Here is a 20,592-nt window from a genome sequence, read left to right on the forward strand (position 1 = left end):
TCCGGCGTCACGTCAGCTCCAGGCGGGCGGCGATCTCGGCGGCGGTGAGCGCGTCGAGTTCATCGAGGAGGGCAACGCGGAAGCTACCCGGGCCAGGTGCGGCAGCGGCGGCCTGCTCGCCGGCGAGCGCGAGCCACGCGGCCGCGGCGATCGCTCCGTGCCACGGGTCGGCGACGGCGACGCAGGCGGCGGTGAGCGCCCCGAGGAGACAGCCGGTCCCGGTCACTCGGGTCAGCAGCGGAGTCCCACCGTTGACGTGCACCTCGCGCGCGCCATCGGTCACCAGGTCGGCCGGTCCCGACACCGCGACGACGCCGCCGGAGCGGCTGGCGAGGTCACGCGCGGCCTCGCGGGCCTGGGCGGGAGTGTCGACGGAGTCGGCCCCCCGGCCGCCGCGGCCGCGGCCGGCGAGGGCGAGGATCTCGGAGGCGTTGCCCCGGATGACGTCCGGTCGGTGGCCGAGCAGTTCCTGCGCGAGCGCGCCGCGGACGGGGCCGGCGCCGACGGCTGCGGGATCGAGAACCCACGGGTGACCCGCGGCGGTCGAGCGCGCCACGGTCGGCGAAATCCCTTGGGCACCATCGGTGCTCAGGGTGCCCAGGTTGACGAGCAGGGCATCGGCGAGGCCGGTCATCGCCGGTGCCTCGGCCGCGGTCTCGGTCATCATCGGTCGCGCGCCGGCGGCGAGCAAGCCGTCGGCGACCAGGGCCATCGACACGGTTGCGGTGATGCAGTGCACGAGCGGGGCACGCTCCCGGACGGCGGCAATCACCGCGGGGATCGCGACGAGACCGGGCTCGGGCAGGTCCGGTTCACGCATGGACGGGCTGGTGGCGGGAGGCGACGACCTCCACATCGGCGTCCAGGTCGGCCGGGCTCAGCCGCGGCCCGAGGGCACCACACGCGGCGACGAGCAGGCCGCCGAGCACGAGCAGTCCGACAACCGCGCCGTCGCGGCCGAGCCAGTCCTGCAGGGTCGGCAGATAGAACGGATGCAACGCCGGGATGACGATCGACAGGCTGTATGCCGTGCCATAGCCGGTCGCGCGCACCACGGTCGGGAAGCGCTCGGACAGATAGGCCCCGATCGGCCCGTATGCCGTCACGGTCAGCACCTGCAGCACGCTCGCTCCCAGCGCGGCGGGGCCGAGCGCGCCACGGCCTACCGTCCACTGCCAGGCGAGCGGTCCCGCGATCGTGGCGACCACCCCGGCGGCGACGAAAAAGGCGCGCCGGCCGGTGCGCGTCGAGAGGTGCCCGGTCAGGCTCATGCCGAGGGCCTGGGCGACGGCGGCGGCGCCCATGGCGATCGACAGCTGGGTCGGGGTCAGCGCGACGTCCGTCTTGAGCCGGGCCGGCAGGGCGATGACCGTCATCTGGGTGAGGAACCACAGCCCGGTCATCAGGCCGAACATCTGCCAGAACGCGCGCCGCCAGCGTCCGGTGAGCAGCGCCCACAGGCCGGGGGGAGTCGTGGGCGCGGCGGTGGCCACGCTGGCCCTGGTCGTGGTGGGAGTCCTCGCTGGTGGTGTGGTCGCCAGTTCGCCGGCCGTCACGGCGGGGACCCCGTGCCGCCGGAAGAGCGGCGCGTCGGCGACGTGGCGGCGGTAGTAGGCCAACATGACCAGCGAGGCGAGGGCGCCGGTGAGGAAGGACAGCCGCCAGCCGTAGGCGGCATACGCGTCGGGGCCGAGGGCGAGCAGCAACCCGAGAGTGGCGAACGCGATGCTCGCCTGCGCCCACGGGGCCATCGCCATGATCAGCCCGGAGAACAGGCCGCGGTGGCGGGCGCGGGACCATTCCATCGCGAGCGGGATGGCGGCGCTGTATTCGCCGGCGATAAAGACACCGCCGAGGAAGCGCAGGACCAGCACGATCACGATGGCGGCCGGGCCGATGACGTCGTGCGTGGGCGTCAGCGCGATCCCGAGGCTGCAGGTCGCAGTTCCGGCGATCGCCAATCGGGTTGTGCGAGTGCGGCCGAGGCGGTCGGCGATGCGGCCGAAGACCATGCCGCCGACCGGCCGGCCGAGCAGCATGGCCATGACGACGATCGCGCCGGTCGAGGCGCCGGCATGGGGTCCGGCGAGCGTCGTCAGCGCAGGTGCGAGCGCGACGAGGGGCAGGAAGATGTGGATCTGGTCGACATAGTTGCCGAAAACGCCGCCGCGCAACGCCGCCCGCCCCTCGGGCGGAAGGCGTTCGGCGGCAATGTGATCCACGGAGGTGGCCGTGGCCATCGGTTAACGCTCCGTCGGCAGATAGACGCTGGCGCCGAGGTCGAGGAACTCCTGGGACTTCGCGCGCATGCCGTCGGCGAGGCCGTCACCATAGATGTCGCGGATGTCCTGGCTGATCCGCATCGAGCAGAACTTCGGGCCGCACATCGAGCAGAAGTGCGCGGTCTTGGCCGGCTCGGCGGGGAGTGTCTCGTCGTGATATGACATCGCGGTCTCGGGGTCGAGCGAGAGCGCGAACTGGTCGTGCCAGCGGAACTCGAAGCGCGCCTTGCTCATCGCGTCGTCGCGGACGCGAGCGCCGGGGTGCCCCTTGGCGATGTCGGCGGCGTGGGCGGCGATCTTGTAGGTGATGACCCCCACCTTGACATCGTCGCGCCCAGGGAGACCGAGGTGCTCCTTGGGCGTCACGTAGCACAGCATCGCCGTGCCGTGCTGGGCGATGACCGCGGCTCCGATCGCCGAGGTGATGTGGTCGTATCCGGGGGCGATGTCGGTCACCAACGGGCCGAGGGTGTAGAAGGGCGCGCCGTGACACCAATCCTGTTGCAGCCGAACGTTCTCGGGGACGAGATCGAGCGGGACGTGACCCGGTCCTTCGACCATGACCTGGACGTCACACTCCCAGGCGCGCTGGGTGAGCTCGGCGAGGGTGCGCAGCTCGGACAGCTGGGCGTCGTCGTTGGCGTCGGCGACCGAGCCGGGTCGTAGGCCGTCACCGAGGCTGAACGCGATGTCATACTGCGCGAAGATCTCGCACAGCTCGTCGAAATGCGTGTAGAGGAACGACTCTTCGTGATGGGCCAGGCACCAGCTGGCCATGATCGAGCCGCCGCGCGAGACGATCCCGGTGACCCGGTTGGCGGTGAGCGGGACGTAACGCAGCAGCACCCCGGCGTGGATGGTCATATAGTCCACGCCCTGCTCGGCCTGCTCGATCACGGTGTCGCGGAAGACTTCCCAGGACAGCTCGTGGGCGCGGCCGTCGACCTTCTCCAGCGCCTGATAGATCGGGACGGTGCCGATCGGGACCGGGCTGTTGCGGATGATCCACTCGCGGGTGGTGTGGATGTCGTCGCCGGTCGACAGGTCCATGACGGTGTCGGCGCCCCACCGGGTGGCCCAGGTCAGCTTCTCGACTTCCTCGGCGATCGAGCTGGTCACCGCGGAGTTGCCGATATTGGCGTTGACCTTGGTCAGGAAGCGCCGCCCGATGATCATCGGCTCGGATTCGGGGTGGTTAACGTTGGCGGGGATGATTGCCCGGCCGGCGGCGACCTCGTCGCGGACGAGTTCGGGGCTGACCCCCTCGCGGAGCGCGACGAACCGCATCTCCGGGGTGATTTTGCCCTGCCGGGCATAGCGCATCTGGGTGACGGTGTGGCCCGCGGTGGCGCGGACGGGAGCGCGGCGCTCGCCGCGCCACTCCCCCGCCGCGGTGCCCCGCCGGACCGCTCCCCGGCCGTTGTCGGCGAGGGTTCGTTCCCGTCCGTCGTATGCCGCGGTGTCACCGCGCGCGGCAATCCAGTCGGCGCGCAGGGGTGGCAGTCCCTGGGTCGGGTCGCTGCCCGGGCCGCTGGTGCGATAGACGAGCACGTCCGCGTTGGGCGTGCCGTCGGGGGAATCGGCCAGCCCAATCGCCGTCACGGGGACGCGGATCTCCTCGTCCTCGAGGTGGGCGAGCCGATGCTGGGGATGGACCTCGGTCGTCGTGATGGGATCGGTGGTGATGCTCATGGCCGCAGCCTCACTTCCTTCGCCGGCATGATCCGGACAGGTTCAACGGTCCGGGCGGCGACAGCCCGATCTCAGCCCTTGCCAAGGCTCCCGTGTGGGTGCCTCGACCATAGCCCAGTCGAGGCACCCACGCGAAGGAAGTGTCCAGCCGGTGGTCAGGCGAGCGCGCGCGCCCAGGCGTTGAGCACCTCGGCCGTGGTGGCCACGTCGTCCTCGACGAGCGTGAAGTGCGAGCCCGGGACTTCGGCGCTGGTGTGCGCACCAGGCCAGGTGGGTTGCCACTCGGCGACCGGTGCGGCCTGGGCGCCGAACCAGTCGCGCGCGGTGAGGAAGAGCACCGGCGCGGCGAGGAGGGCCCGCTGGAAGTCGGCGAGGATCGCGGCATACCGGCCCATGGCGGACAGTTCGACAGCCGAGAACTCGCCCAGGACCGAGGCCCGCTGCTCGACCGCCACGCCCATCATGTCGAAGATCGACTGGTTGACCGGGTGGGCGATCTCGTAGGTGTCGATGAGAACCACGCCTGACGGTCTGTCGGTGCCCCGGCGCTCCAACTCGGCGGCCACCGCATGCGCGAGCAGCCCGCCCGAGGAGTAGCCCAGCAAGGCGAATGGCCTTCCCGTCGTGCGACATCCGGAAACAGCATCGGCGATCGCGGCCACCGCGGCCGGAAGGTCGGCCGGGAGTGCGTCGCCCTTGGTGAACCCCGGAGTCGGGAGCGCGACCACATTGGCGGCGGCGAGCGGCGCGAGCCGAGCCTGCTGGTGCACGCCTCCGGCGACGGTCGGTGTGCTCAGGCAAATCAGGTCCAGCGGGGTGTCGGGTCTGGTGGGATACCGCAGCGCCCGGGCCGGTGCCGGCGGATCGTCGACCGTGAAGGCGGGGCGAAGGGCAGCGACCGTGCGCAGCAGCGCCATCCCGTCGGCCATCCGGTCTTGGCGGATGGCGTCGGTGAACAGGTCGAAGAGGGTCGGCTCGGCGGTGGCTGCCACCGGTTCGGTGGCTGCCGCCGGTTCGGTGGCTGCCACCGGTTCGGCCGCTGCCGCCGGCTGTGCCGTGGCCGCGCGGCCACCGGAGATGGCTCCGGCGACGATGCGCTCGTGGACGAGCATGGCGAGTCCTCTCAGGGAGTCGACGTCGAAGGCGACAGTTGGGGCCAGGTCGAGGCCGGTGGCCTGGTTGATCCGGTTGCGCAGTTCGACCGAGCTGAGCGAGTCGAAGCCGAGCTCCAGGACGCCCAGGTCGGCGTCGATCCGGCTGGCGTCGGCGAAGCCCAGGACCTCGGCTGCGGTTGCGCTCACGACCGCAAGCGCATCCTCGGGCGAGTCGATTTGCACCGCAGGGATATTCGCGGTTGGGATGGCCGCGGCTCGCGCCGTCGTCGGTGCGAAGTCGCGCACCAGCGCCGGCAGGTCGGCCCGCGTCTTGAGGCCGGCCCGATCGATCGCCAGGGCAGCCAGGACCGGGGCGCTGTCCGCGAGTGCCGCATCAAGGAGATCGAGGGCATGGCCGGCGTCGAGAGGCGGGAACCCGCCGCGCTCCAGCCGCTCCCAATCCTGCTCGCGCAGAAGGGAGCTGAGGCCGGTCTCGGCACGCCAGAGGCCATAGGCGATGGCCGTCGCCGGGAGCCCCACGCCACGCCGGTGCTCGGCGAGAGCGTCGAGGAAGCTGTTGGCGGCGGCATAGGTGCCCTGCCCGGCCGCCATCACCTGTCCTCCGGCGGAGGACAGCAGCACGTATGCCGCCAGCGCCCGCTCGCGAGTCGCCTCGTGCAGCCACCAGGCCCCGTCGGCCTTGGCTCGCCACGCGGGTGGCAAATCGGCGCCGGTGAGGTCGGCGACCAGGCCGTTGGCCGAGCCGCCGGCACAGTGGACGACTGCGGTCAGATGGGTCAACTCGGCGACGAGCGCGTGCACGGCGTCGCGGTCGGCGACGTCGCACGCGACCACCCGGGTGGTGGCGCCGAGATCGGCGAGGTCGGCAATGACTTCGGCTGCGCCGGCGGCTTTTTCGCCGCTGCGCGAGGCCAGGACGATATCGGAGTAGCCCCACGTCGTGACCGCGTGCAGCGCGAAGAGCCGCCCGAGGCCGCCGGTGCCGCCGGTGATCAGGCAGCTTCCGGTGCCCAAAGCCGGGGTGCCCAAAGCCGGGGTGGCCGGGGTCGGGGTGGCCGAGGTCGGGGTGGCCGGGGTCGGGCTGCCGCTAGTCGGCGTGGCATCGGTGCCGGACGCCTGCTGGTCGCCAGCGGGTTCTGAGTCGGAGGGGGTCCGTCCGGCGACCGGGACATAACGCGGCACGAGGACGACGCCGTCACGGACGGCGGTCTCCGGCTCGTCGCCGCCGATCAACCCGGCGGCGAGCGCGAGGTCGTGGTCGGCGGTGACGTCCGTCAGCACGACGCGGCCGGGCTGCTCGGCCTGCAGCGCCCGGATCAGCCCGATGATGCCGGCGTGGGCGACGGCCACGCTCTCGTTCGGCTCCACTGCCCGGGACGAGCGGGTGGCGACGACGGCTCGGCGGTCCTGCCAGTGCGGATCGCTGGCGAGCGTGCCGACCTGACGCAGGACCCAGTCGGTGGCCGTCATTGCGGCGGTGCCGGATTCGCCGGCGACGGGCGGCACGAGGACGAGATCGACCGGGTCACCGTTCCACTCTGAGAGCGTCGGCACCCAGCGCGTCGGGTCCACGTGGTCGGGGAGGACCGGCGCGACGACGAGCAGATCGGCATACGAGCGCGGGGCCGGGGTGACCGAGGGGCGCCAGCCGATCCGCCACAGGTCTCGTTGGGCGCGCGCGGCGGCGCGCAGCACGACCTGGTCGGCCGCCGCCACGAGGGCTCCACTGCTGTCGGTGAGCGTGATTCGGACGGCGTTGGCCATCCCCTCTGCGGGCGACAGCCGGACGGTGCCGCGGGTGGCGTGCCCTGCCGCGCCGACGCGGACGCCCGCCCAGACGAACGGCACGAGCGCGGCATCGGGAGTGTCCGCTGCCCCGATGCCGCCGAACGCGAGGGCGTGCATCGCCGCGTCGAGCAGCACGGGGTGCAGTTCGTGGCTGCCGGGGTCGGCTCCCATTGGAAGCTCGAGTGTGGCGATGATGTCGGCACCGTCGCGCCACGCGGCCGTGACCGCCTGGAACGCCGGCCCGTAGGTGAAACCACGCTCGGTGAGAATGGCATACAGGCCATCGACGTCCAGCGGCTCGGCGCTCGAGCTGGGCGTGACTCCGGGAGCGGCGACGGCCGCTGACGCGGTGCTCACCCGGCCTTCGGCATGCAGTGTCCACGGTCCCGTGTCGCCGCGTTCGCGCGAGTGCACGGCCACGGCTGGCGTCGCCGACGCCGGGTCGGTGACGACCACTTGGATGGACACGCCCGCGTCCGGGACGGTCAGAGGTGCGTGAATCGTCAACTCCGCCAGCGTTGTCCGGCCGACGGCTTGGCCGGCGGCCAGGGCGAGCTCGACGAGCCCGGTGCCGGGATACCACCGCTCGCCGCCGACCTCGTGGTCGGCCACCCAATCGGGGCCGTGCGCGGTGATCGTTCCGGCGAGGATGACCGTGCGCCCGTCGGCCTGAGGCAGGATCGTGCTCAGGACGGGATGCGTTGCGGCATAGTCACTCTCATCCTCGTGGACGCCGCCGCGGCTGACCGGCGGGACCCAGTATTTCTCCGTCTGGAACGGATAGGTCGGCGCATCCAGATCGGGCGTCACGTCCCGGCCGACGACCTCGCGCCAGTCGACGTCGATTCCACGCACCCACCAGTGCGCGAGACCGGCGACGAGAGCCTCGGGTGAGGGGTCGGCGATCAGTTCGAGGTCGGTGCCGTTCGCCGTGACATCGCCGGTCGCGGGTGCCGTCATCCCCAGAGCGAGCCAGGGGCCAGCCGCCTCCTCGGGAATGCCGCGCGCCGGCGGCGTCCCAGCCGCGACCGCTTCCCAGAATCCCGTCGTGTCGGCGTCCAGCGGGATGCCGACCCGAGGTCGGGCAGTGCCGACACGTGTGGGCGTGCTGCCGGCCAGGACGTCGGTGGCGGCCGGGACATCGAGCAGGCCGGCGACGACCCCTGCGGCGACCAGGCCGAAGCCGGTCCCGTCGACGGCGCGCGGCTTGAGGCCGAGGCGCTCCAGCATCCGGGCCAGGGCGACCTGCACGAGGACCGGCTCGTTCTCGGGGATGGCCCCATCGCCGGCCTCGGCGACGACCTCGTCCAGCGCCGTCGTGAATGCCTCGACGTCGCTCAGACCGGTCGCGATCGCCCGGAGCCGGGCGGCGTCGTCACCGAACCACCAGCCCGGCGCCGTGACGGCCGTGCTGGGTGCGCGACCGCGCACCACGGCGTGCTCGTCGCAGGGTGGCGCGCCGGCCGCGGTCAGCGCCGCACGCAAAGACTCGGCGTCGCGGCCCCAGACGACCAGCCGCTCGGGCATCATTGCCCGGCGCGCCATGGCCGCGGCCAGGTGTTGCGCATCGGCCAGGTTCGGCGCTGCGGCCAGCTGTTGCGCATCGGCCAGGTTCGGCGCTGCGGCCAGCTGTTGCGCATCGGCCAGGTTCGGCGCTGCGGTCAGCTCAGGCGGCGTGCTGCTTTCCGTGTGGGAGTTCTTGTGGTCGCGATAAGTCACTGCTTCCGCAGCGGAAGCAGTGACGTAGCTTCCGGGTGCGCTCGCCGGGGCCAGCGATAGCGGCGCCGACAAATGGCCGGCGATCCGACCGGCTTGCTCGGCAACCGCCTCCGGCGCCCGCGCCGAGATGATGATCGGGACCAACCCGCCGAGGCCGACGGACGTGGTCGGGGCAGGCGAACCTGCCGGGTCAGCGACCGGATGCGGGCCGTCCCATTCGGGAGCCTGCTCGATGATCACGTGCGCGTTGGTGCCGGAGATCCCGAATGACGAGACCGCGCCCCGGCGCATGCCGAGGGCATCCCAGGCCCGAGACTCGCGCAGCAGCCGGACGGCGCCGCTGTCCCATTCGACCTGGGCCGAGGGCGAGTCGCTGTGCAGCGACGGAGGCAGGATGCCGTGGCGGATCGCCTCGACGACCTTGATGACCCCGGCGACGCCGGCGGCCGCCTGGGTGTGGCCGACATTGGACTTGATCGACCCCAGCCACGCGGGCCGGTCGGCGGGGCGGCCCTGGCCATAGGTGTTGAGCAGCGCCTGGGCTTCGATCGGGTCGCCGAGTCGAGTCGCCGTGCCGTGCCCCTCGATGAGGTCGACATCCGCGGTGCTCAGGCCGGCGGCGGCGAGGGCGGCGTCGATGACCCGCTGCTGTGACGGGCCGTTGGGGGCCGAGAACCCGTTGGACGCGCCGTCCTGGTTGATCGCCGACGCGGCGATGACGCCGAGCACGCGGTGGCCGTTGCGGCGGGCGTCGGAGAGCCGCTCCAGAACCAGGACGCCGGCGCCCTCGGACCAGCCGGTGCCATCGGCACTCTCGGAGTAGGACCGGCACCGGCCGTCCGGCGACAGGCCCTTTTGCCGGGAGAACTCGACCATCATCCCCGGGGTGCCCATGATGGCGACGCCGCCGACGAGCGCGAGATCGCACTCCCCGAGCCGCAGCGCACTGCTGCCCTGGTGCAGCGCGACGAGCGAGGAGGAGCAGGCGGTGTCGACCGACACCGACGGGCCCTCCAGCCCGAGGGTGTAGGACACCCGGCCAGAAATCAGGCTGCCACCGGATGCCGCCGCGGCGTCGGCACCGAACGCGTAGTCGTGGTACATCACCCCGGCCCATACCCCGGTCCGGCTGCCGCGAAGGGAGTTCGGGTCGATGCCAGCGTGCTCGAGCGAGTCCCACGCGGTCTGCAGCAGGACCCGCTGCTGCGGGTCCATGACCAGCGCCTCGCGAGGGCCGAGGCCGAAGAACGCCGGGTCGAAGTCGGCCGCGCAGTCGAGGAAGCCACCCTGAACCGCGTAGGACTTGCCCTCGCCGCCCTGCGGGTCGAAGGTCGACATATCCCAGCCGCGGTCGGTCGGGACCGGGCCGATGGCGTCGATGCCCTCGGCGACGACGCGCCACAACTCGGCGGGCGCGCTGATCCCGCCGGGATACCGGCAGCCCATACCGACGATCGCGATCGCATCGTCGTGGGCCGCCGCGATGGGACGCGGCCGGTCCAACGCGGGCAGGGATCGAGTCACCCCGCGCGGCTCGATCTGAGTGAGCACGAAGCGGGCGACCGCGGCGGCGTTGGGGTAGTCAAAGATCAGCGTCGCCGGCAGGCGCAGCCCGACGGCCGATCCGAGCTGGTTGCGCAGCTCGACCGCAGCGAGCGAGTCGAAGCCCATCTCATCGAAGGCGCGGTCGGCAGCGACGGCATCAATGTCATCATGACCGAGGACGGCCCCGACCTGGCGGCGCACGATGTCGAGGACCACCGCAAGCGCGTCGTCCTCGTCCAGCCCGGCGAGTTGCTCCGCGAGGGCGTCGCTGTCGCCGGCCTCGGGCTGGGCAGCGGGCTTCTTGGCGGTGCCGGCGAGGTCGAGCAGCACCGGTGCCAATGCCTCGCCACGAGAACGCAGGACCGGCACGTCGACGCTCATACCAACGAGTTCGGCACGCTCGCTGGCGAGCGCAGCGTCGAACAGCGCTAGGCCGCGGGCCGGCGAGATCGCCGGGAACCCGAGCGAGGACATCCGCTCGCCGGCCAGATCGGTGTCGGTGGTCATGCCGGTCGCCAGGTCCCACAAGCCGTATGCCAGTGCCGTCCCCGGCAGCCCGTGCGCCCCGCGCAGGGCCATCAGGGCGTCGACAAAGACATTGGCCGCGGCGTAGTTGCCTTGTCCCGCAGCCAGGGTGAGGCCGCCGGCGGAGGAGATCGCGACGAAGGCGGCCAGCTCACGGCCGGCGGTCGCTTCGTGCAGCCACCACGCCGAGGTCGCTTTGGGGTCAAGGACGGCCGCGATGCGCTCCGGGGTGAGGTCGGTGATCAGACCGTTGTCGGAGACACCGGCGCAATGGACCACGGCGGTCAGATCGGGCAGCCCGGCAACGAGATCGTGGACCTGGTTGCGGTCGGCGACATCGCCGGCCTCGATCCGCACCCGGGCACCGGAGTTGGCGAGACGTGCCTGCAGCTCGGCCGCCCCAGGGGCGTCGATGCCCCGCCGCGAGACCAGGACGAGGTCGGTGACGCCCAGATCGTCAACCAGATGACGAGCGATTGCGGCGCCGATACCGGTGGTGCCGCCGGTGACCAGCACGGTGCCGGTGGCCAGCGTGGCCTCCGCACGTGGCTCCGGGGCCGGGCTGGAGACGATTCGCGGGACGAATGCCCTGCCAGCGCGCACAGCGAGTTCGGCTTCGCCGGATGCGAGCGCGCCGGCGACCGTGCCTGGGTCGGGTTCGGCGGCCGGCAGATCCAGCAGCACGAAGCGGCCCGGGTTCTCCGCCTCGGCCGCCCGCACCAGCCCCCAGACGGCGGCCTGCTCGGGGGCAACGGACTCGCCAGCGACGGCGACGGCGCCACGGGTGACGACCACGCAGCGGCTCCAGTCGGTCCGGCCAAGTAGCTCCTGCAGCCGGGCAAGGGTGTCGGTGAGCACGGCATAGGTGCGGGCGGGCACCGGCAGCGCCGCGTCGGAGCGCACCGGAAGCACCACGGTGTCGGCGCCGACGTTCGTGCTCGTGGTTGCCAGGTCGCCCAAGGAACGCCACGTGACGTGCCAGAGGTCGTCCATCCGGGCCGAGACGAGCTGCGCGGAGGTGACCGGGCGGCCGACGACGGCGGCGACGCGCGCAACCGGGCGGCCGGATTCGCCGGCGATGTCGAAGGACAGCGAATCCTCGGTGGGCTGAGTCAGGCGCACGCGGATCGCGGTCGCGCCGACGGCGGCGATGCTGACGTCGCGCCAGACAAACGGCAGGGTCGTCTGGTCACCGCCGGCTCCGGCAACGAGCGACGGGTGCATGGCGGCGTCGAGCAGGGCGGGGTGAATCCTGAATGAGCCGGCCAGTTCGTGGGCGTCGGCCGGCAGGGCGACCTCCCCAAAAATCGTTCCCGCAGAAGTCCACGCGCGCCGCAGGCCCTGGAACGTCGGGCCATAGGCGAAGCCGCGCTCCAGGAGTCCGGCGTATGCCGCGTTGATCGGCAGTTCGCTGGCACCCGGCGGCGGCCAGGCGGTGAGGCCGCTCGGCTCGGTGGCGGCGGCGCCGAGGACGCCGTCGCCGTGGAGGGTCCAGGCTTCTGCGGTTCCGAGACGCCGGGAGAAGATGCTCACCGAGCGCTCCCCGCGAGCGTCGGCCTGGCCGACGACGACCTGGAGCGCGAGCGGGTCCGCGCCGATGACGAGGGGTGCTTGCAGCGCGAGCTCGACCAGGACCTCGGCGCCCACGATTTCGCCGGCGGCGATGGCAAGTTCGACCAGCCCGGCGCCCGGGTAGAGGACGGTGCCGAGGACGTCATGATCGGCCAGCCAGGGGTGGTCGGTGAGCGACATCCGGCCGAGGACGACGAGATCGCCGCTGCCGGGGGCGGTGAGCCAACCGGTAAGGATGGGGTGCTCGATGCTCTCCAGGCCCTGGGACTGGGAGTCGCCGGCGGGGAGCTGCAGCCAGGTGGCGGCCGCGGCATACTCCGACGCGTCGGACCAGAACCGGCGACGCTGGAAACGGTAGGTGGGGACATCGAGTGCGGGCCAGGTGGTGTCGCCGATGAGCGCGCGCCAGGTGACGCCGATTCCGTTGGCCCACAGGGTGGATACTCCAGCGAGGAGTAGCTCGGGTTCGTTGCCGCGACGGCGGCCGAGCGGCACGGCAACCGCGTCGGGGAGGGTCTGGCCGACGAGCGGCGCGAGCACCCGGTCGGGGCCGATCTCGGCGAAAACCGTTGCGCCGGCGGCCGCGGCCGCCTCGACGGCGTCGCGGAAGCGAACCGCGCCGCGCACCTGCTCGACCCAGTATTCCGGGTTGAGCATGCCTTCGCCAGGAACTCCCGCGTCGGGGCGGCCGGTGACGGTGGAGATCAGCGGGATACTCGGAGCAGTAAAGCTGAGCTTGGTGAGCACGGCACGCAGGCCATCCAGGGCGGGATTCATTGCCACCGAGTGGAATCCGTCCGCGACGCGCAGTTCGACATGCCGGATGCCGTTGTCCCGGCAGTGTGCTGCGACCTGGTCGACTGCGGCGCGCAGGCCGGAGACGACGACCGAGGTGGGCGCGTTGACCGCGCCGATGCCGGCCCGGTCCTCGACACCGGTCGCAGCGAGCGCCTGGGTCACGGCCGCCTCGGTGGCCTGAACGGCGAGCATGGTGCCGAGGCCACCGAGGCGGCCCATCAGCCAGCCGCGGGCGACGACCAGGCGGAGGGCATCGGTGCGGGTCAGGATGCCGGCCAGCGTCGCGGCAGCGATCTCGCCGATCGAGTGACCGACGAGGACCGCGGGCTTGACGCCCCAGGCGGCAAGTTGGTCGGCGAGAGCGAGTTCGTGGACATAGAGGCCGAGCTGAGTGACGAGGGTGCTGATCTGGTCCGGGTCATCCGTGCTCGCTCCGCCGTTGCCCGCGGCGCTCGTCGCCGCGCCGCCGCCCTCCGGTGCACCCGGCGTGACGTCCGGCTCGCTCGTCAATAGCACGGTGACGTCGGCGAGCAGGGTGGCCGTGTCCGCCGGCAGATCGGTCAGGCCACAGTCGGTGACGAGCCAGTCGACGGCCCGCGGAATCTCGGCAAGCAGCGCCGCGCGCGTGGCGGCAAAGACGTGGGCGTGCTCGGCAAGCCCAGAGCCCATTCCGCGCCACTGCCCGCCCTGACCACCGAAGACGTAACACAGCTGGGCACCGGTCCCGGGGATGCGCCCGGCGGCGACGCCCGCGCCCTTGGCGAGGGCGGGAGCCGGTGCCGCGGCGAGGGCCGCCAGGCGTTCCGCGGCGGTGGCGCGGTCGGGTGCCCAGACGACGGCGCGCTCCCCGAAGGCGGTTCGACCGGCGAGGACGCCTGCCACCCTGGCGAGATCGCCGTCGACTGAGGCGGCCATGACGATGGCCGAGTCCGCGCCCATGGCTTGCGGCGTGAAGCCGACGCTCATCGATTCCGAGCCGAATCGGTCGGCAAGTTCGCCCGCCTGCTCGGTGACGGCGCCGAAGGCACGACCCGAGAGTGGCACCGCAACTAGCCCGGCGAACCCGCGGCCCGACGTGGGTAAAGCTGCGAGAGCGGGTGATTCGCTGGCAGCGGGTGATTCGCATCCACCGGACGACTCGGTGACGATCGCACCGACCGAATCCACACCGGTGGTCGTCCGTTCGCTGGTGATCCGCTCGGTGGTGATCCGCTCGGTGGCGGCCCACGGGAGCGGTGCAGCGACGTCGGCGGGGGCCTGCTCGATGATGACGTGCGCGTTGGTGCCGCTGATCCCGAACGACGAGACACCACCGCGTCGGACCCGATCGGCGGGCCACTGCACGTTGTCGCCGAGAAGCGCGACGGCGCCCGCGGTCCAATCGACGTGCGTCGACGGCTGGTCGTTGTGCAGCGACTTCGGCAGGATGCCGTGGCGGATCGCCTCGACGACCTTGATGATGCCGGCGACCCCGGCGGCAGCCTGGGCGTGTCCGATGTTCGACTTGATCGAGCCGAGGTGCGCGGGGTGTGCCTCATCGCGGCCCTGACCATAGGTGGCGAGCACCGCCTGAGCCTCGATCGGATCGCCCAGCCGGGTGCCGGTGCCGTGGCCCTCGACCAGATCGACGTCAGCAGTGGTCAGCCCGGCGTCAGCGAGCGCGGAGCCGATAACCCGTTGCTGGGCAGGCCCATTGGGCGCGGTCAATCCGTTGGAGGCGCCGTCCTGGTTGATCGCCGAGCCGGCGATCACGCCATACACCCGATGTCCCTTGCGGCGGGCGTCGGAAAGCCGTTCCAGGACAAGGACACCGACGCCCTCGCCCCAGCCGGTGCCGTCGGCGCCCTCGCCATAGGACTTGCAGCGGCCATCGGCCGCGAGCCCGTTCTGCCGGGAGAACTCGACGAACACCTCCGGCGTGCCCATCACCGACACGCCGCCGGCGAGCGCCAGTTCGCATTCACCGCGGCGTAGGGAGTCGCTGGCCACGTGCAGGGCGACGAGGGAGGAGGAGCAGGCGGTGTCGACGGTCAGCGACGGGCCGGTCAGGCCGAGCGTGTAGGAGACCCGGCCGGAGAAGATCGCGCCGGTGGAGTTGTTGGCGACGTGATCGTGATACATCAACCCGGCGAAAACACCTGTCGCCGAGCCGCGCAGCGATTGCGGGTCGATCCCGGCGTGCTCCAACGACTCCCACGCGGTCTCCAGCAGCAGGAACTGCTGCGGGTCCATGATCTCTGCCTCGTTGGGGCTGATCCCGAAGAAGTCGGGGTCGACATCACCCGCGCCGTGCAGGAAGTGCCCACGATTCCCGTATGACGTGTGCGGCCGTTCGCGGGTCGGGTCGAAGACGCGCTCGAGGTTCCAGCCGCGGTTGGTCGGGAACTCGGAGCTGGCGTCGCGCCCGGTGACAACCAGGTCCCACAAGTCCGCGGGCGAGTCGACGTCCCCGGCGTAGTGGCAGCCCATGCCGACGATGACGATCGGGTCGTCCTCGGCACGCGTGCGGTCGGCGCCCCCGGCAGCCGCAGCGACCGCGGCACCGGCCGACGCGGAGAGGTCGTCGAGCCCGGCGCTCAGCTCGGTGAGCAGGTGCCGGGCCAGGTCGCCCGGAGTCGGGTAGTCGAAGGCGAGCGTCGCGGGAAGGCGGATGTCGGTCGCCGCGGTCAGCGCGTTGCGGAACTCGACGGCGCTGAGCGAGTCAAATCCCAACTCGCTGAACGCGAGATCCTCACTCAGCGCGGAGTTGTGGCCCAGGACGGTGGAGACCTGTCGCCGGATGACGGTCAGCAGGAAGTCGTGCCGGGCGTCGGGTTCTAGCGCGGCCAGCTCGGCCTGGAGCCCGGACGCGGCGCCGGCCGACGCGCCCCGCCGGGCCGGTTTGGCCTTGGCCGGTAGGACCAGCCCGGCGAGAATGTCGGGCACCTCGCCGACGACGAGCTTGCGCGGATCGAGCTTGATCGGCACCGGTATGCCGTGACCGCTCGCCAGCGCAGCGTCCAGCAACGCACATCCTTCCTCGCCGGACAGGGCACCGACGCCGGAGCGCTCTAGCCGACCGAGATCGGCGTCGGTCAGGCTCTGCGACATGCCGATCCGCCACAGTCCCCAGGGAATGGAGACCCCGGCCAGACCGGCGGCACGGCGCCGGGTGACGAGCGCATCGAGGACGGCGTTGGCGGCGGCATAGTTGCCCTGGCCGGGCGTGCCGAGCAGCCCGGAGGCGGAGGAAAAGCAGACAAATGCGTCGACGTCGTGGGCACGCGTGACCTCGTCGAGGACGATCGCCGCGTCGGCTTTGGGCGCGAGCACTGCGGCCAGGCGCGTCTCGTCCAGGTCGGCGATCAGCGCGTCGTCGATGACGCCGGCGGCGTGGATGACGGCGGTCGGGCGGTGCGCAGCGACCAAGGCTTCGACCTGCTCCCGGACGGTCAGGTCGCACGCCTCGATGATCGTTTCGGCTCCGAGAGCATTCAATTCGGCGCGTGCCTCGTCGACGCCCGGGGCGTGGGCGCCGCGGCGGGAGACGAGCAGCAGCGTGGAGACGCCGTGCTCGCGGGCGAGGTGGGCGGCGACGACGCGGCCGATGCCGCCGGTGCCGCCGGTGATGAGCACCGGCCCGGCGCCGAAGGCGAAGGCGTCGTCGGGGCAGGCGCCGGTGGTCGCGGCCCTGTCCCGGGCCGAGGTGGTGGTGTCGGCCGGGGCGCTGGCCGCCGGGAGCGAGAGCCGCGGCATACGGACAAGGCGGGGGACATGCACCGCGCCGCCACGGACGGCGCTCTGCAAGAGGCCGATCTCGCCGGCCACCCTGACCGGGTCATCGGCGCCAAGGTCGACGATCCGGACCGGGGCCTCGGACTCCATCTGAAAGGCGCGGACCAGGCCCCAAGCGGCGGCACCGGCGAGGTTGTCGGCGGGTTCGTCGGCGACCGATACGGCGCAGCGGGTGACGACGACGAGGGCGGGATCATCGGGAGTCCGGCACTGCAACCGGGCAAGCAGGTCGGCGCCGGCAGACCTAATGGCTTCGGGGCTCGCGCCCGGGGTGACCTCGTAGTAGTCGACAGCGTCCCCATCGGTTGCCGGGATGTCGGCGGCTGCCGGCCAGGCGAGCGCGTACAGGTCGTCGGTGCTGGTGTCGAGGGCGGCGGGATCGAGTTCGCGGAGCATGAGCCCGTCGACCGCGGCGATCACGCCGACGGGCGGGTCAGTGAGGACGACCGTGACGGTGTTGTCGCCGGACACCTCGATGCGGGCCTCGACATAGGTGCTGCCGGGGTGGAGAACCCGGACGCCGCGCCAGCTGAACGGCAGCAACGCCCCGCCACCGGAGGTGAGTGCCCCGGTGAGCATCGCCGCGTGCAGGCAGGAGTCGAGGAGGCCGGGGTGGATCTCGAAACGCTCGGCGAGAGTGCGGGCGGATTCCGGCAACTCCAGTTGGGCCCAGGCGACGTTGCCCTCGCTCCAGACGCGGCGGACGCAGGCGAAGGTCGGCCCGTAGGGCAGGCCCGCCTGGGCGAGGTCGTGGTAGAGCTGGACGGGGTCGCACTCGGTGGCGCTGGCCGGACGGGGCTGGGGTCGAACGATATCGGCCGGTTTCGCGCTGAGTCGGCCCTCGGCGTGCTGGGTCCAGTCGGGGTCGTCTTCCCCGCGGGAGAAGATCGTGACGTCGCCGTCGGCGCCGCCGCTCACGACCACCTGAACCTGGACCGCGCCCTGGGCGGGGATGACGAGGGGGGTCGACAGGGTGAGTTCGTGGACGGCGGCGGCGCCGACGTGATGGGCCGTGCTCAAGGCGAGTTCGACCAGGCCGGCGCCGGGGAAGACGACGGCCGGGCCGACCTTGTGGTCGGCGAGCCAGGGGTGGCTGGACAGCGATAACCGGCCGGTCAGCACCGCCTGGTCGGTTCCGGCGAGGAGGGTCTGGGCGCCCAGGACCGGGTGACGAACCCCGGAGAGACCGAGCGACTCGGCGTCTCCGGAGGCCGGCACATCGAGCCAGTAGCGTTGGTGCGCAAAGGGATACCTGGGCAGAGACTCGCATGGCCAGTCGGCTGCGCCGATCATGGCGTCCCAGTCGACATCGACGCCGCGGACCCAGAGTTCGCCGAGCGCGGCCGGTAGGTCCGCCGCGGTCACGGCATCCGGCAGTCGATCGGCGCAGCCGACGGCGACGACCGTGCCGGGCAGGTCGGCGGCGGGGGCGGCTCCCGAGGCAGCTGGATACGCCGCAAGGCGGTCCCAGACCTGGGAAGGCGAGCCGTTGAAGGCGAGCGGAATGTCGGGTTTGCGGATCTCCTCGGGGGCGACACCGTGAAGGAGTGCGATGCCTTCCGCAACGGAGAGCGATCCGGCGGCGATGCCGGCAGCGATCGCGCCGACTCCAAATCCGGAGACCGCGGCAGGTGCGATCCCCCACGCCTGCAACGACTTTATCAGGCCGACACCAACGGCGAGCACCCCCAAGCGGTCATCTTCCGGTATGCCGCTCGTCCCCGCGAGTGCGTCGCGCACCGCCTTGACGGCCGCCGTCGCTGAGGCGTTCGTGCCAGGCGTCCCAGCGATTCCGAGCGTCGCGGTGCTGACCGACCCCGTTTCGGTCACGGCGGATGCACCGACTGCCGCCGGGATCGAGGTGGTGAGCGCGGCACGGAGCACGCCGGTCAAACCTTGGGTGAATGTCGGCACGGTGAGCAGCGATCGGCCGACTTCGATCCACCAGGGCCCGCTGTCGCCGATGACAACCGAGCACGCAGCGGTGTCGGCTGCGGCCCGGCCGATCGCAGACCCGGGCTGGAGCGCGTTGGACGTGGTGTCGCCGGTGGCGTCGCTCTCGGTGGCGGCCGGGTCGCTCGCGGCGAGCGCCACGAGAGTGGCGGCGATCTCCTCGGGGGCGCTGCCCCATACAACCGCCCGCGCGGCGTGCGGCGAGCGGGCGGCGAGCGCGCGAGCGGCACTCGCGGGAGCGACATCGCCAATGCACGCGGCGAGTTCGCCTGCGAGCGAATGGACTCCGGCAGGAGTGCGGGCGGACAGGAGGAGCGGCACACGGCCGTTGAGGCCGTTGGGGGCAACGGTGGCCGAGCAGGTGCCGTCGGCTTCGGGGGCCTGGGCGAGGATGACGTGGGCGTTGGTGCCGGAGATCCCGAAGGAGGAGACCGCCGCGCGGCGGACCGGGACCTGCGGCCAGGGGCGGGCCTGGTCCAGGAGCGCGACCCGTCCCGCGCCCCAGTTGACCTGGGTGGACGGCTGCTCGCTGTGCAGGGACGTGGGCAGGACGCCGTGGCGGATGGCCTCGACCATCTTGATGATGCCCGCCACTCCGGCGGCCGCCTGGGTGTGGCCCAGGTTGGACTTGATCGAGCCGAGATAGAGCGGGTCGCCGGAGCGGTTCTTGCCGTATGTCGCGAGCAGCGCCTGCGCTTCGATCGGGTCGCCCAGGCGGGTGCCGGTGCCGTGGCCCTCGACGACCTGGACGTCGTCCGTGGTGATGCCGGCGGCGTTGAGGGCGGCGGTGATGACGCGTTGCTGGGACAGGCCGTTGGGGGCGGTCAGCCCGTTGGAGGCGCCGTCGGAGTTGACCGCCGAGCCGGCGATGACGGCGTGGACGTGGTGGTTGTTGCGGCGTGCGGCCGAGAGGCGTTCCAGCACAAGGAGACCGACGCCCTCCCCCCAACCGGTGCCGTCGGCGCCGTCGGCATAGGACTTGCACCGGCCGTCCAGAGCGAGGCCGGACTGCTTGGTGAACGCGACGAAGGGGGCCGGGGTGGCCATGACCATGACGCCGCCGGCGATCGCCAACTCGGCCTCCCCGGCGTGTAGGGCCTCGGCGGCGAGGTGGAGGGAGACGAGGGAGGACGAGCACGCGGTGTCGATGGTGAGCGAGGGCCCCTCGAAACCGAAGTGGTAGGAGACCCGGCCGGACAGCACGGCCGCGGACGTCGCGGTCGTCATATAGGCCTCAGCGACCTCCGGCGAGTTGCCGAGAACGTGCTCGTAGTCCTGGAAGCCCGAGCCGACAAAGACGCCGACCTGCCCACCGTGCAGGGACTCCGGGCGAATCCCGGCCTCTTCCAGTGCTTCCCACGTGGTCTCCAGGAGCAGCCGCTGCTGCGGGTCCATGACCAGCGCCTCACGCGGGCTGATCCCGAAGAACTCGGGATCGAAGTCCGCGGCACCCTGCAGGAAGCCACCGTGATCGACGCCGCCCTGCAGGGTGCTCAGGTCCCAGCCGCGGTCGGTAGGGAACGGGCAGACCGCGTCGACCTCGTCGCGAACGAGGTTCCACAGCTGGCTCGGGGTGCGCACACCGCCGGGGTAGCGGCAGGCCATGCCGACGATGGCGATCGGGTCGTCCTGCTGCGCGGCGCTGTCCGCGGGGGCACCCGGCCGTGCTTGGGCCCTCGCGAGGCGCTCGCGCGTGACCGCGAGGTCAGCGGTGACACGCTTGAGGTAGTCGAGCAGCTGGGTCGAGTCGGTCATCGAGGGCCCTTCGTGTTCGGCTGGCGTGAGCGCATGGCGCCGCGCTGCGCGCGTTGCTGTGAAGGAGAGCCGCT

At 71.9% G+C, this 20,592-nt stretch carries 4 protein-coding genes and 1 riboswitch; all 4 genes read right to left on the reverse strand.

Annotated elements, in window-relative coordinates:
- Positions 1 to 7: 7 nt before the first annotated feature.
- Positions 8 to 820, reverse strand: a complete 813-nt coding sequence (gene thiM / locus V9G19_RS18980; RefSeq protein ID WP_462286978.1) for a hydroxyethylthiazole kinase — start codon at positions 818 to 820, stop codon at positions 8 to 10.
- Positions 813 to 2,240, reverse strand: coding sequence for an MFS transporter (locus tag V9G19_RS18985; RefSeq protein WP_462286979.1), 1,428 nt, complete (start codon positions 2,238 to 2,240; stop codon positions 813 to 815). The genes thiM and V9G19_RS18985 overlap by 8 nt, the downstream gene beginning before the upstream one ends.
- 3 nt (positions 2,241 to 2,243) lie before the next feature.
- A complete protein-coding gene (gene thiC / locus V9G19_RS18990; RefSeq protein WP_462286980.1) occupies positions 2,244 to 3,974 on the reverse strand; it encodes a phosphomethylpyrimidine synthase ThiC in 1,731 nt (576 codons plus the stop codon).
- Positions 3,972 to 4,078, reverse strand: a riboswitch (TPP riboswitch). Its footprint overlaps the gene before it by 3 nt.
- Before the next feature lie 51 nt (positions 4,079 to 4,129).
- Positions 4,130 to 20,518 carry an SDR family NAD(P)-dependent oxidoreductase gene (locus tag V9G19_RS18995; RefSeq protein ID WP_462286981.1) on the reverse strand — a complete coding sequence of 5,463 codons (16,389 nt, stop codon included), beginning with the start codon at positions 20,516 to 20,518 and terminating at the stop codon, positions 4,130 to 4,132.
- Positions 20,519 to 20,592 lie beyond the last annotated feature (74 nt).

It is taken from the genome of Nostocoides sp. (genome assembly GCF_037045025.1).
Lineage (GTDB): Bacteria > Actinomycetota > Actinomycetes > Actinomycetales > Dermatophilaceae > Nostocoides_A.